The organism is Exiguobacterium sp. BRG2 (genome assembly GCF_031844245.1).
Classification (GTDB): domain Bacteria; phylum Bacillota; class Bacilli; order Exiguobacteriales; family Exiguobacteriaceae; genus Exiguobacterium_A.
The window spans coordinates 174,856-188,134 of the sequence record NZ_JAUZUW010000001.1; the positions used below are offsets into that span (position 1 = coordinate 174,856).

General features: G+C 45.7%; 12 protein-coding genes. 11 read left to right on the forward strand and 1 reads right to left on the reverse strand.

Annotated features, from left to right (window positions below; translation table 11 throughout):
• The 6 genes from Q9R23_RS00895 (at position 1) to Q9R23_RS00920 (ending at position 6,317) form a co-directional block, all read left to right on the forward strand.
• A complete protein-coding gene (locus Q9R23_RS00895) occupies positions 1–810 on the forward strand; it encodes a pyruvate, water dikinase regulatory protein (RefSeq protein ID WP_035409206.1) in 810 nt (269 codons plus the stop codon).
• Between the two features lie 146 nt (positions 811–956).
• Positions 957–2,753, forward strand: coding sequence for a DNA primase (gene dnaG, locus Q9R23_RS00900; protein WP_311246255.1), 1,797 nt, complete (start codon positions 957–959; stop codon positions 2,751–2,753).
• Positions 2,754–2,787: 34 nt separating this feature from the next.
• Positions 2,788–3,873 carry an RNA polymerase sigma factor RpoD gene (gene rpoD, locus Q9R23_RS00905; RefSeq protein ID WP_023467512.1) on the forward strand — a complete coding sequence of 362 codons (1,086 nt, stop codon included), beginning with the start codon at positions 2,788–2,790 and terminating at the stop codon, positions 3,871–3,873.
• A 153-nt stretch (positions 3,874–4,026) separates the two neighbouring features.
• Positions 4,027–4,368: a cytochrome c550 gene (gene cccA / locus Q9R23_RS00910; RefSeq protein WP_056060134.1), complete on the forward strand. Its 342-nt coding sequence runs from the start codon at positions 4,027–4,029 to the stop codon at positions 4,366–4,368.
• A gap of 120 nt (positions 4,369–4,488) precedes the next feature.
• Positions 4,489–5,205: a tRNA (adenine(22)-N(1))-methyltransferase gene (locus tag Q9R23_RS00915; protein WP_056060136.1), complete on the forward strand. Its 717-nt coding sequence runs from the start codon at positions 4,489–4,491 to the stop codon at positions 5,203–5,205.
• Positions 5,205–6,317, forward strand: a complete 1,113-nt coding sequence (locus tag Q9R23_RS00920) for a Nif3-like dinuclear metal center hexameric protein (protein ID WP_290754750.1) — start codon at positions 5,205–5,207, stop codon at positions 6,315–6,317. Before Q9R23_RS00915 ends, Q9R23_RS00920 begins: the two co-directional genes overlap by 1 nt.
• A gap of 102 nt (positions 6,318–6,419) precedes the next feature.
• On the opposite strand, the gene Q9R23_RS00925 is transcribed toward Q9R23_RS00920, so the two are convergent.
• Entirely contained in the window at positions 6,420–7,367 is a 948-nt protein-coding gene (locus Q9R23_RS00925) for a 4-hydroxy-3-methylbut-2-enyl diphosphate reductase (protein ID WP_214854854.1), read from the reverse strand.
• Between the two features lie 145 nt (positions 7,368–7,512).
• Here Q9R23_RS00925 and Q9R23_RS00930 point away from each other — a divergent pair, with 145 nt between their 5' ends.
• From Q9R23_RS00930 to Q9R23_RS00950, 5 genes are all read left to right on the forward strand, one after another.
• A complete protein-coding gene (locus tag Q9R23_RS00930) occupies positions 7,513–9,276 on the forward strand; it encodes a two-component system sensor histidine kinase NtrB (protein WP_311246256.1) in 1,764 nt (587 codons plus the stop codon).
• Complete coding sequence (locus tag Q9R23_RS00935) at positions 9,273–10,226, forward strand: sugar ABC transporter substrate-binding protein (protein ID WP_290754753.1); 954 nt, start codon at positions 9,273–9,275, stop codon at positions 10,224–10,226. The genes Q9R23_RS00930 and Q9R23_RS00935 overlap by 4 nt, the downstream gene beginning before the upstream one ends.
• Positions 10,227–10,273: 47 nt before the next feature.
• Positions 10,274–11,626 carry a DEAD/DEAH box helicase gene (locus Q9R23_RS00940; protein ID WP_064300313.1) on the forward strand — a complete coding sequence of 451 codons (1,353 nt, stop codon included), beginning with the start codon at positions 10,274–10,276 and terminating at the stop codon, positions 11,624–11,626.
• A gap of 98 nt (positions 11,627–11,724) precedes the next feature.
• Positions 11,725–12,627 (forward strand): deoxyribonuclease IV, encoded by a 903-nt coding sequence (locus Q9R23_RS00945; RefSeq protein WP_311246257.1) that lies wholly within the window; start codon positions 11,725–11,727, stop codon positions 12,625–12,627.
• 20 nt (positions 12,628–12,647) lie between these two features.
• Positions 12,648–13,265 (forward strand): hypothetical protein, encoded by a 618-nt coding sequence (locus tag Q9R23_RS00950; RefSeq protein ID WP_311246258.1) that lies wholly within the window; start codon positions 12,648–12,650, stop codon positions 13,263–13,265.
• Positions 13,266–13,279 lie beyond the last annotated feature (14 nt).

Genomic DNA, 13,279 nt, shown 5'->3' on the forward strand with positions numbered 1-13,279 from the left:
ATGCGTCAACGGATTTATGTCGTGAGTGATTCTGTCGGAGAGACGTGTGAACTCGTCGTCCGCGCAGCTGCTATTCAGTTCCCGGAACAAGCCATCGAAACGGTCCGCATTCCGTTCGTCGATGATGATCAAGTCATTTATGACTTGGTTCTTCATGCGAAAGAAGAACAAGCGACGATCGCTTTTACGATCGTTCATGCGACGCATCGTCGTCTGCTTGCAGACACAGCGCGTGCCCACGGTGTAAAGGCGATTGATCTACTTGGTCCATTGCTTGACACGATGGAAGATCGTTTGCAGATGCAACCGAAGGAAGAACCTGGATTAATCTATCGCTTAGATGAGGAGTACTTCCGGAAAATCGAAGCGGTCGAATTTGCTGTTAAGTATGACGATGGACGTGATCCAAAAGGAATTAAACGCGCTGATATCGTCTTGATTGGTGTGTCGCGTACATCTAAAACGCCGCTCTCGCAGTATTTAGCCTTAAAGCGATATAAAGTAGCAAATGTACCACTCGTACCCGAATCGATTCCACCGGCAGAGCTATTCGATATTCCAAAAGAAAAATGTTTTGGACTACTCATCTCACCGGAAAAGTTGATCGATATCCGAATGGAACGATTGCGTTCATTAGGACTCAAACCTGAAGCAGCCTATGCGCAGATGGACCGAATCAATCGGGAACTTGAATACGCACGGAATTTATATGAACGAATCGGATGCCAAATTATTGATGTGACGAATAAAGCAGTCGAAGAGACGGCGAATTTGATTTTGACCGGAATTTCCGGGAAAGCGCATGACTAGTCAAGCAGTCAGGAACATAGTATACTTGTTTAGCTGATAAATGAGATAATGCCCTTTTTCTAATGAAACGGAACGAGTCATCGTTCCGTTTCATTGCGGGTATGGTCATGTAAGGATAAGTTCTCGAGGAAAGGGGAGAGGACGGAATGAAGCGAATTCCTGATGAAATCGTCGATCAGGTCCGCCAAGCAACGGACATCGTCGAATTGATTTCAGAACGTGTAGAATTAAAAAAACAAGGGAATCGATATTCAGGGCTTTGCCCGTTTCATTCTGAGAAATCACCTTCCTTTTCTGTTTCTCCTGATAAAGGAATGTACTACTGTTTTGGATGTGGTGCAGGAGGAAATGCAATTACTTTCGTCATGGAAACAGAAGGAATGAGTTTCAAGGAAGCCGTTTCGAAATTAGCCGACCGAAGCGACGTCACACTTCCAGAGCTAGAACCGGACCGATTCGAGCAGTCGGAATCGACGCCTGAACAGGAAAAGAAGTTCCGCATGCGCGAAGCGCATCGAATCGTCACCGAGCTCTATCACGAGGTGCTGATTCAAACGGAAGCAGGCGACGCCGGAAGAATCTATTTAGAAAATCGCGGTATACGCGAGGGGGCGATGCGTGAGTTTCGACTCGGGTATGCACCGGATCAAGATCGTTTTACAGTGGATTCCTTGGCACGACGTGGGTTTGATTTAGATGAGATGGTCGAAGCGGGATTGATTTCAATCGGACGTGATGGTGATTATCGAGATCGATTCAACGGTCGGGTCGTGTTCCCTATTTCCGATCGTGATGGCACGATCGTCGGATTTAGTGGCCGTTCGATTGACGGTCGTGACCCAAAGTATGTTAATACAGCGGAAACCCCTTTGTTCAATAAAAGTGAACTGTTATTTGGATTTGCTCAAGCACGAGGGGCGATGCGTAAAATCAAACAAGTCGTCCTTGTTGAGGGAAATCTTGATGTTGTGCGTGTTGCTCAAGCGGGTATACCTTATACGGTAGCTTCTTTAGGAACAGCGTTAACGTCTGTTCATGCCCAAAACCTGGCACGCATCGTCGATGAAGTCATTGTTTGTTATGACGGAGACAAAGCAGGACGCGCTGCGACGCTAAAAGCCTTACAGTTGCTTGAAGCCGTTGCCGTCGACTGTTCCGTCATCCGCTTACCGGATGGCGAAGACCCTGACTCCTTTATTGGGAATCAGGGAGAAGAGACGTTTTTACACTGGATCGAACAAAAACGGGTTTCAAGTCTTGAATTTAAATCTTTTTATTTTCGACAAGGAAAAAACTTGCGATTAGAAGGAGAACGCGTTCGATATATTGAAACTATGCTTGAAGAGATTGGTCGAACATCCAATCCGTTGTTACGGGACATCTATTTAGGAAAACTTTCTGAGGAATTTAAACTCTCGAAAGATTCTTTGATCTCACAAGTGCGTCCAACCGTCCAACAACCGAAAAGAGAACAAATCGTTTCCGATCGCCCGACTGCTGTACCGACAGCACCTCCTGATCGAACGTTCGCGAACTGGAAAAAGGCTGAACGCTTCTTGCTTGCCTACATGATCCGTTCCGAAGAAGTATGTCTAGAAGTGCGTGAGCAGCTGGGTGTCCAATTCAATGATCCGGCACATCAATTGATTGCCGGCAAGTTATATGAATTTTATGGGACAGGTACGCAAGGAAGTCCAGATCGTTTTTTGACGATGCTCCATGATGCTTCCCTGCAACGAATCGTAGTGGATCTAGAGTTCATGCTGATGCCTGAATATGATCCTGACTTACTCAGTCATTACATTCGTGCCGTCCAGAACGAACAGCAACGTCGATTGCTCGAAGAAGAAAAATTACGATTGAATCAACAAACAGATATCCGTGCCCAAGCGGAACTGATGCAGGCGATCATTGAACGAAAGCGTCGTTTAAAAGATCGATGACCTGCTGCATGATGTGGAAGGAGTGTATGGTTCGATGGCAGAAAAAGCAAGATCAGAAGCTGAATTACTCCGTCTCGCGAAAGAGGAACTCATCGCGCTCGGACATAAGAATGGTGAATTGTCGCACCAGAAAATCGAAGACAAACTGAGTTCCTTCGAATCAATGGATGCTCAGCAATTCGAGGAATTCCTTCAATTGCTTGAAACAGAAGGTATCAAGGTTAACAATGACGGTACAGGGGACGAAAAAGAAGAGGCAGATTTGAACGATTTGTCTGTTCCACCCGGCGTTAAGATCAATGACCCTGTCCGGATGTATCTAAAAGAAATCGGTCGCGTTGATCTGTTGAATGCAGAAGACGAAGTCGAACTCGCGAAACGAATCGAACAAAACGATGAAGAAGCGAAAAAACGATTAGCGGAAGCAAATTTACGTCTCGTCGTTTCGATCGCTAAACGGTATGTCGGACGCGGTATGTTGTTCCTTGATTTGATTCAAGAAGGTAACATGGGTCTGATCAAGGCGGTCGAGAAATTCGACTATACGAAGGGATATAAATTCTCGACGTATGCAACGTGGTGGATTCGTCAGGCGATCACACGTGCGATTGCTGACCAAGCGCGGACGATCCGAATTCCGGTTCACATGGTTGAAACGATCAATAAATTGATTCGTGTCCAGCGTCAACTCTTGCAAGATCTTGGACGTGAACCATCACCGGAAGAAATTTCGAAAGAGATGGAAATCACGCCGGAAAAAGTCCGTGAAATCCTGAAAATTGCGCAAGAGCCGGTTTCTCTTGAGACACCGATCGGGGAAGAAGACGATTCACACCTCGGTGATTTCATCGAGGATCAAGATGCGACAGCACCACAGGATGCTGCTGCATATGAACTCTTAAAAGAGCAACTCGAAGATGTGTTAGATACACTCACGGATCGTGAAGAAAACGTCCTTCGTCTTCGTTTTGGTCTTGACGATGGTCGGACACGGACACTTGAAGAAGTCGGAAAGGTATTTGGCGTTACACGTGAGCGGATTCGTCAAATCGAAGCAAAAGCACTTCGGAAGTTACGTCATCCGAGTCGTTCAAAACGCTTGAAAGATTTCCTCGATTAATTCAAAGTGTGAAGAATATATGAAATTTTAGTGGGAAGGAAGAAAAAAGTTTCGTTTTTTTCTTCCTTCCCTGTTTTTTTTACAGTAGAATAGTAACGGGGAATACCATTCAGTCACCAACTTGGTTGGGTATAGAATATGGGGGGAATCCAAATGCGTAATCCATTAGTACCGTTCGCGGCGATCGCAGTCATCGCCATCATCGCTATGATTTCATTGTCTTACTTTGGGGTCGATCAGGTGAAGGAAGCTCGCAAAGGGCCGTCAACTGCAGAAATGAAGCCAGAAGACTTGTTTGCATCTAAAGGATGTACAGGATGTCACGGTGGAAACTTAGAAGGCGGCGTTGGTCCGAACTTAACAAAGATCGGCGCGAAGCTGAAAGAAGATGAAATCAAGGACATCGCAATGAACGGTAAAGGGCAAATGCCTGGCGGTCTTGCGAATGACGAAGAAGCAGCTGTTCTAGCTAAATGGTTAGCTGCTAAGAAATAAGAACAAGAGCATCTATCTCGTTACGAGATGGATGTTTTTTTATGGGCGGATGGTTTCTTTTTTACTGTAAATCCGCTATTTTAAAAGAGAGTTTTTCGGAAAATAGGAAGGATGAAGAAGATGCAAATGAACGTCGTATTGGATCAACGACTCCAAAAAGTCGTGTCGTATATTCCACAAGGAGCCATCCTTGCAGATATTGGTTCGGATCATGCATTCGTACCGTGTTTTTGTATCCAACAAAATAAAATCGAACGCGCCATCGCGGGGGAAGTGAATGAAGGACCGATGGAAGCCGCAAAAGGACAAGTGGCACTTGTAGGACTCGAGTCCCAAATTGATGTCCGTCTCGGGAGTGGTCTATCGGTATTGAAACCGGGAGAAGCGACAGCAATCACGATCGCGGGAATGGGTGGAACATTGATTGCCTCAATCCTTGAAGAAGGGAAAGATCGATTGTCGGGAGAAGAGCGTTTGATTCTACAACCGAATGTCGATGCAGTCGATGTCCGAAACTGGTTACTCGCACATTCGTATGCCTTATTGTCAGAAGCCATCGTCGAGGAGAATGGGAAGATTTATGAAATCCTTGTCGCGGAACGTGGCGAAGAAACCTTATATTCGGAAGATGAAACAACACGACAATGGGAACTCTTCTTTGGTCCTCAGTTGATGCGAGAGCGAGCGCCAGAATTCATTGCAAAGTGGCAAATGGAAAAACAAAAACGTCAGTATATTTTGGAGCAGATGAAACAAGGACAAACTACGGAAATCTTATCTGAAAAAATCATAGCGATCGAACGATTGATTCAAAAGATGGAAGAGGTGACAAGCTGATGGCGAATGGGAATTATGTCATTGAGCAGTTTGAAGCATTCGCTCCGAAAAAATTCGCGCTCGAGGGTGATCCGATCGGTTTGCATATTGGAACGTTGAACAAGGACGTAAAACGTGTGCTCGTGACACTTGATGTCTTGGAGTCTGTCGTTGATGAAGCGATTGAAAAAAAGGTTGATCTCATCATCGCGCATCATCCACCGATTTTTAGCAAGTTAGCGAATGTGACGGATCGTTCCGCAACAGGACGCATCGTCACAAAATGTATCAAGCACGATATTGCGGTGTATGCTGCGCATACGAACCTTGATGTGACACCAGGAGGGGTCAATGATTGGATGGCAGAGGCAATCGGTCTTGAGTCATGTGAAGTTCTCGCCCCCACATTTGAAAATACGCGCTACAAGTTGAGCGTTTTTGTACCAACAGAAGCTGCAGAGCGTGTCTCGACAGCACTTGCAAAAGCAGGAGCCGGGCAAGAAGGGGATTATAGTGACTGCCAGTTTCATGTCAATGGAACTGGGCAATTCCGACCGTCGCCTGAGGCTACGCCATATATCGGTGAAGCGAATCAACTCGAGCGGGTTTCTGAAGTCCGAATTGAGACGATCGTGACGGAATTGGATCAGAAACAAGTCATTCGAGCGATGAAGCAGGCACATCCTTACGAAGAGGTAGCCTATGATCTCATAAAGCAGGAATGTCCGGCAGCGCCACTTGGTCTCGGACGGATAGGTCGATTGCCGAAACCCATGACGTTGCGAGCATTTGCAGAGCATGTTCGGACGGTGTTTGGTGTTCAAAACTTGCGTTTCGTTGGAGACGAATCACGGGAGATCAATAAAGTCGCTGTTCTCGGTGGCGATGGGAATAAATATGTCTCGACAGCAGCTTTTGCCGGAGCCGATGTCCTTGTCACGGGTGATCTCTATTTTCATGTCGCCCATGATGCGATGGCACTTGGACTAGCGGTCGTTGATCCCGGACATCATGTAGAGTCGGTCATGAAGGAAGGCGTCGTCAACGAATTGAAGCGTCGATTCGAACAGAAAAAAATCGACGTCGAACTGCTGATTTCAACAGCGAATACGAATCCGTTTCAGTTTTTATGATGAATCGAATGGAATACGTCGATGCTACCGTCGTATTTAGTAATAAAAAACCGAGTCGCGAATGACGATCGCGACTCGGTTTTGCTGTATCGATTGTTAGGATTAAAGTACTTTGACTTTAGGCAAAATCCGTCTTAGTTCAAGGAATGGTGTCTTGTCATGCGTACTAATATCAGTAGGATCATATTGTTGTAAGAAGTCGATGACTTTTTTCGTGATCGGTGTTGGCGTCGATGCACCTGATGTGACGCCGACTTGCTGTACACCTTCAAGCCATGATAAATCAAGCTCCGTTAAATCGCCGATTCGATGTGCAGGAGTTCCTGCGATATCAAAGGATACCTGCGCCAAACGGTTCGAGTTGTTCGAACGTGGGTCACCGACGACGATGACGAGATCACAGTCTCCTGCTTGATCCGCTACCGCTTCTTGTCGGACTTGTGTTGCGTTACAGATTTCATTGTGTACTTCCACATGCGGATATTTTTTCCGAACGTGTTCCATCAAAGCTTGGACATCCCATTGACTCATCGTTGTCTGGTTCGTGACGATGATTTTTTTATGAGCAAGCTGAGGAGGAAGTTCATCGATATCTTCGACTTTTTCGATGAGGTGAACATGTTCCGGCGCTACGCCGACGGCACCTTCAGGCTCCGGATGTCCATGTTTCCCGACGTAGATGACTTCGTAATCATCTGCGACGACTTGACGAATCAAGTCGTGGGTACGCGTTACGTCAGGACACGTCGCATCGACGACGTGTAAGTTCTTCTCTGCAGCACGAGCATAAACAGCAGGTGAAATACCGTGTGCTGTAAAGATGACCGTTCCCTTTTGAATCGTCTCTAAGGCTTCGAGGCGATCAGGACCATCAACAGTGATGACGCCCATGTTTTCGAACTCACGTGTAACGTGAGCATTGTGGACGATCATCCCTAAAATATGGATCGGGCGTGGCAAATCTTTATTCAATGCCGCTTGTTGTGCAAGTTTCATTGCGTCGACGACACCGTAACAATAGCCGCGGGGGCTGATTTTTTTTACTAGCATAGTTGTAGATTCTCCCTTTGTGAAAAAGAATGATTAGTTAGAGTGTACCATTGATTGAAGCTGAATGAAAATAGAGGAGTCTGTTTCAGCCACAGAACATGCTATACTAATGAAGTTGTCAATTATTCAAAAGGGAGGCGAAGGGATGGAGTCAAAGAAAATGATGCGGTCGTATTTTTTCCAAATCACCGCCGTCTTATTCATCCTGATTTGTCTTGTCATTTCAGCGCTTGCCTTCACTGCGGACCGGGTCACGATTTCCCGAGTCGAACAACAAACAGAGAAACAGAGTGAAAAAAGTGTTGAAGTCTCTGGAAATGCGATTCGCGACAATGTCGGGAATTTGCATGAAGAAATCATGAGCTTGCAGTTGAATGTCAAAAACCCTAAAAAGTTGAGTCGGAAAATTGAGGAGTCTAAATTGTTAGACATTGATACAGGGTTTAAAAGTCTCTTTTATTTTGACCGAAAGACGAAACAAATCACCTGGTTCTCAAGCGATGATCGTCGAGTGGAGAATAGTACCATCCTAAAAGACGATGATTTTGTGCAAACGTTGACGAGTACGGATTTTCATATGAGCAAGCTATATACGATGGAGTCAGATGCTGTCACGTACATGTTCATCCCGATTCGAGACGGCAATGAGCGTGTCGGAGTCTTTGGTGGTGGATTAAGCATCATGAATTCGATTGTTTTTCGAAATTCACTTGAATCGTTCGACGATCAGACCATTGCTTACCTTTTCAATAGTAAAAAACAATTGTTAGCCACATCCAGTAATCTCGTGACAGATGAAGAGCGCGTATTATCGAGAAGTGTGGTTGACCGTGCTTTTAAATCGCTAGAACCTTCCGAGATTTTTAGTACGAATCAAGATATGTATTACTTTGCGAAAGATTTAAAAGTGACGGATTGGAAAATACTCGTTCGAACGCCGCGCAACGTCTTTTATGAACCGGTCTATACGACACGACAACAATATTTGATCATCGCGGCTTTGACACTTGTCCTCAGTCTGATTGTCGGTTACTTGATGTCGAAGCAGTTGACTGCACCGATGCTTGAACTTGTGAATAAGATCGAGAAAAGCACCTCACCCAAACCGATCGTCCTTGAGCGAGCGGGATCAAATGAGGTCAAGACACTCGTTGCCGCTTATAACGAGTACGCACAACGGATGGAAAATGCGCGTCTTGAGCAATTGAGTCAGCAACAAACGATGTTACATCAAGAAAAATTAGCATCACTCGGTCAATTAGCAGCCGGGATCGCGCATGAAATCCGTAATCCATTAACGCCTGTCAAGATGACCTTACAGTTGTTAGCGGCGGAAAAAGATCGTGATCCTGAAATGCTTGTGCTTGCCTTATCAGAACTCGATCGAGCAAATGGTATGATTCAAACGATGCTCGATCTGTCGAAAGGTGAGAATAATGCCCTTCAAAAAACGACGATCGATATGAATGATTTAATGAAGAAGTTGACATATATCCTCGAAGCTGAAGCCCATCATTACGAGGCGGATTGCAAGATCTATACACCATCCTTCATGCCGAAGATTTATGCGTCGGAAGAGGGAATCTTGCAGATTTTAGCGAACTGTGTCCGAAACGCCCTGCAAGCTGTTGCGTTTAAAGGACCGGACGGGATATGTCATCTGCATGTCCATGTTTATCCGGAAGAAGTCGTCTTCATTGTGCAAGATAACGGAATCGGAATGGACGGTGATCAAATTGATCATGTCGGTCAAGCGTTCAAAACTTCGAAAGTCGATGGAAATGGACTTGGGATCTTCATGTCGAAACAGATTGTCCGTGATCATAAAGGGAAAATGATCTTTGATAGTAAGCCGGGCGTCGGTACGACGATTCAAGTTCACTTGCCACGAAAGGAGCAAACGGAATGAAATTCAATAAGGCCTGGTTATTCGTCCTGCTTGTCTGGATTTCATCCGTTCTGTTCATTTCCAACTTGTTCGTCAATCCAGATCCTAGTCCACAACGTCATCTCGTTGGATTTACGATCGTCAATGATAAGCATGAGTTCGCACAACGGCTCGTAGATGCGTTTAAAACGCAAGCAAAAATCAATAAATACGAAGCGGTCGTCACGACTTCCCATAACTCACGCATCAATGAACGGGAGCAGATTCAAGAGTTCATTCGGATGAAAGTCGATGCGATCTTCGTGACGACACTAGATGACGTCTATATCGCTAATGCATTAGAAGAAGCGGCTCGTGCCGGGATTCCGGTTTTTGCCATCGATCGATTGATTCGTTCCGATGCAGTCGTCAGTTCAATCACTTCAAATAACCAATTGATCGGGGAGCAGCTTGCATCGTTCATTAAACACGAACGTATCAAGCAGACAGGACGAGCTAACGCCAACATCATTGAAGTCGCAGGTACAGCAAACGTCAACACGACGAATGAACGGCATCGGGGATTTTTGACCGGTCTTGAGCGTGAGCCGGAACTTCAGATTGTCGAATCCGTGAATGGGGATTACGACCCCGTCACTTCAGAAAAGGTCATGACGCATGTCATTGAGTCGGGCATTCCGTTTGATGCCATCTATTGTCATAACGACGATATCGCGCTCGGTGTCCTCGAAGCATTGAAAAAAGCAGGCATTAAAGGAAAAATAATTGTCGGCATAGACGGGAATCGTGCTATATTAGAAGCTGTTGACATGAAATCGATGGATGCGACGGTCGTCCAGAGTGCTGATGAGATGATGAAAGTCGCCTTCAGTGCATTGAAGCTTCATACGAAAAACAAAAAGATTCCAACTCGTTTTTATACGTACTCCTATCTGTATGACGGTAGTAGACCCATAACCATGTTGAACTAATCGAGAGGCAGATGCCTCAGCAAATAAGGAAAGGACGGTGTCAATTCATGAATGGATTCAGCCATTATCAATTACACCCGTTCGTCATCGAAGCACTCGATGACGCCCGCATCACAAAACCGACCGATATTCAGTCGCGAATCATCCCGGCTGCAGTAAAGGGACGCGATATTATCGGTCAATCACAAACCGGAACAGGTAAAACGTTATCGTTCCTTCTTCCGATCGTTCAAAATGTCGATCCAAAGCTTCAAGAATTACAAGCAATCATCGTTGCTCCAACGCGCGAACTTGCATGGCAAATTCATGAAGAACTGAAATCATTACTCGTGAAGGAACCAGATTTCATCAAAACGAGTCTTATCACAGGTGGAATGGATCGTGAACGTCAAATCGGTCGTGTGAAAGTCTCACCCCAAATCGTCATCGGAACACCGGGACGTATTTTAGACCTATTCAAAGAACAGGCTTTAAAACCGCATTTCGTGAAGCACTACGTCATCGATGAAGCGGATCAAATGCTCGACATGGGATTCTTGCCAGAAGTTGACCGGATTGCTCAAGCTCTTCCTGAACAGCTACAGATGATGGTCTTCTCAGCAACGATTCCTGAGAAATTACAACCGTTCTTGAAAAAATACATGAACAACCCACGTTATGCGCATGTGGATCCGAAACAACAGACAGCGAAGAAAATCGTTCACCATACGATTCCGGTCAAGCATCGTGAGCGCTCACAATTGACGTTGAAAGTCGCGAAAGCACTGAATCCGTATATCTGTCTAATCTTTACGAATACAAAAGCAGAAGCAATCGAAGTCGAAGCTTTGTTCCTAGAAGCAGGATTGAATGTTGGTTCCCTTCACGGTGATCTTCCAGCACGTCGTCGTAAACAAGCGATCAAGGAAATCAACGATGCGAAGTATCAATATGTTATCGTGACGGATCTTGCTGCACGTGGAATCGATATTTCAGGTGTCTCACACGTCATCAATCATGGTATTCCGAAAGATTTGGACTTCTACGTTCACCGTGTCGGTCGGACAGGTCGTGTCGATCAAGATGGATTGGCGTACACGCTGTTTGAAGATCATGAGAACGGTATGATCAATCGCTTAGAGGACCGTGGCATTCAATTTACGAACGTCGATGTCAAAGGCAGTCAAATCGTCGAAGTCAAAGAACGTCGCCGTGCGAAACCGCACATGAAGACTGCCGTCTCGAAGACAGCGCATAGTCGCCTTTCGGGTGAAGCAGCAAAAGCGAAAAAACGTGTTAAACCAGGTTATAAGAAGAAACATCAATATAAGCTGAAAGAAACAGCAAAACGTGAACGCATCAAAGAACAACGTGGTGTCGGTCGCGCGCAACGTAAAGAAAACGCCCGCAAATCAAAATAACTCCATTGATGACACCCTTGAAATGAAAAAACATTTTTCGGGTGTCTTGTCGTTTTCAAGATTTGGTACACTGTAAAAAGAGAAAGGTGGAAAACAACATGAAAATAGGTTCACACGTCTCCGTTTCGGGGAAAAAAATGCTGTTAGGTGCCAGTGAGGAAGCAGCGTCTTATGGTGCAACGACGATGATGGTCTATACAGGAGCACCTCAAAATACACGCCGTAAGCCGATGGAAGAGTTACGAATTCCGGAAGCGTTGCAACATATGAGTGCGAATGGAATTGAAGAAATCGTCGTACACGCACCGTATATCATCAACCTGGGAAATACGACAAAACCCGAGACATTCGAACTCGCGGTTTCATTTTTAGGAGCTGAGATCAAACGAGCAGAAGCGCTTGAAAAGGCGCAACACATCGTATTGCATCCAGGTGCGCATGTAGGTGCCGGGGAAGAGGTTGGAATCAAACGGATCGTTGAAGGACTCAATGAAGTATTGACAGGCGAAGAACAGGTGAAGATCGCGCTTGAGACGATGGCTGGAAAAGGATCGGAAATCGGAAAAACCTTCGAGGAACTTGCTCAGATCATCGAAGGCGTCACACATCATGATCGTCTGTCCGTCTGTCTTGATACATGCCACGTGCATGATGCGGGATACGATATCGTGCACGACCTAGATGGTGTTCTCGAACAATTCGACCGAATCGTCGGACTGGATCGTCTTGGTGTCATCCATGTGAATGACTCGAAAAATGTCCGCGGTGCGCGGAAGGACCGTCACGAAAATATTGGTTTTGGTGAGATTGGATTTGATGCCTTACACCGTGTCGTGCATCATCCTGCTCTGGCTCATTTACCCAAAATTCTAGAGACACCTTACATTGGTCTCGATCCAAAGAAAAAAGTAGCACCGTATAAACAAGAAATCGATATGTTACGTTCGGGTGCATTTGATGCAGACTGGCGTCTACCGATTCTAGGAGCACCGGTCGAATAACACATGAAGGGGTGTCAGTGATGTGTCATATACTCGTCGTCGATGAGACTAATTTTGCGATACGACAAGCTGTTGTCCACTATTATGAAACAAAGGAACCGTTTTATTTGCCGGCAGATCTGGCAGAGGGAGAAGAAGTATTTCTTGGGACGTCTGATGGAATCATTGCGTATGCAGAAGCCTTGTTCACGGAGTATACGACACGTCCAGAGGATCCGTTTTGGTTGACCGTTGCTGACGATTCGGAAGGATCTTATGTATGTCTTGATCTCATCAGTGTGGATTTACGACATCCGTTACTTGGACGACCACTCGATCAACTCGGGATTAAAACCGGACCAGTCGAAGGCGCGTTTCGCACACGTCTACTTGATTCATGGCAATATGGGTATTTCGAAACGGATGTACTGACACTCGAACAATCTAAACAACGTCGAATCGAGCGCTTCAAGGAGCGAAATCATCTAGAACAAATTGCGCGTCAATGTGTTCATTGTGAGGAGTCTCGGCAGTCATTACTTGAATGGCATTTGACACCAGAAGGATACCAGACGGTGTGTCCGACATGCCACCGGTGGTTGCATCAACAGATGCTCCATGCCGTGGATACGGCGGCCGCGACGGAAGAACATGAATAAAGAAAAGCTCTGCT

What these genes read in the sequence shown, in the direction of transcription:
- Q9R23_RS00950 (WP_311246258.1), top strand. Translation starts at nt 12,648, where the DNA reads ATGTGTCATATACTCGTCGTCGATGAGACTAATTTTGCGATACGACAA.
- Q9R23_RS00915 (WP_056060136.1), top strand. Translation starts at nt 4,489, where the DNA reads ATGCAAATGAACGTCGTATTGGATCAACGACTCCAAAAAGTCGTGTCG.
- Q9R23_RS00920 (WP_290754750.1), top strand. Translation starts at nt 5,205, where the DNA reads ATGGCGAATGGGAATTATGTCATTGAGCAGTTTGAAGCATTCGCTCCG.
- Q9R23_RS00940 (WP_064300313.1), top strand. Translation starts at nt 10,274, where the DNA reads ATGAATGGATTCAGCCATTATCAATTACACCCGTTCGTCATCGAAGCA.
- Q9R23_RS00945 (WP_311246257.1), top strand. Translation starts at nt 11,725, where the DNA reads ATGAAAATAGGTTCACACGTCTCCGTTTCGGGGAAAAAAATGCTGTTA.
- Q9R23_RS00895 (WP_035409206.1), top strand. Translation starts at nt 1, where the DNA reads ATGCGTCAACGGATTTATGTCGTGAGTGATTCTGTCGGAGAGACGTGT.
- dnaG (WP_311246255.1), top strand. Translation starts at nt 957, where the DNA reads ATGAAGCGAATTCCTGATGAAATCGTCGATCAGGTCCGCCAAGCAACG.
- cccA (WP_056060134.1), top strand. Translation starts at nt 4,027, where the DNA reads ATGCGTAATCCATTAGTACCGTTCGCGGCGATCGCAGTCATCGCCATC.
- Q9R23_RS00935 (WP_290754753.1), top strand. Translation starts at nt 9,273, where the DNA reads ATGAAATTCAATAAGGCCTGGTTATTCGTCCTGCTTGTCTGGATTTCA.
- Q9R23_RS00930 (WP_311246256.1), top strand. Translation starts at nt 7,513, where the DNA reads ATGGAGTCAAAGAAAATGATGCGGTCGTATTTTTTCCAAATCACCGCC.
- Q9R23_RS00925 (WP_214854854.1), bottom strand. Translation starts at nt 7,367, where the DNA reads ATGCTAGTAAAAAAAATCAGCCCCCGCGGCTATTGTTACGGTGTCGTC.
- rpoD (WP_023467512.1), top strand. Translation starts at nt 2,788, where the DNA reads ATGGCAGAAAAAGCAAGATCAGAAGCTGAATTACTCCGTCTCGCGAAA.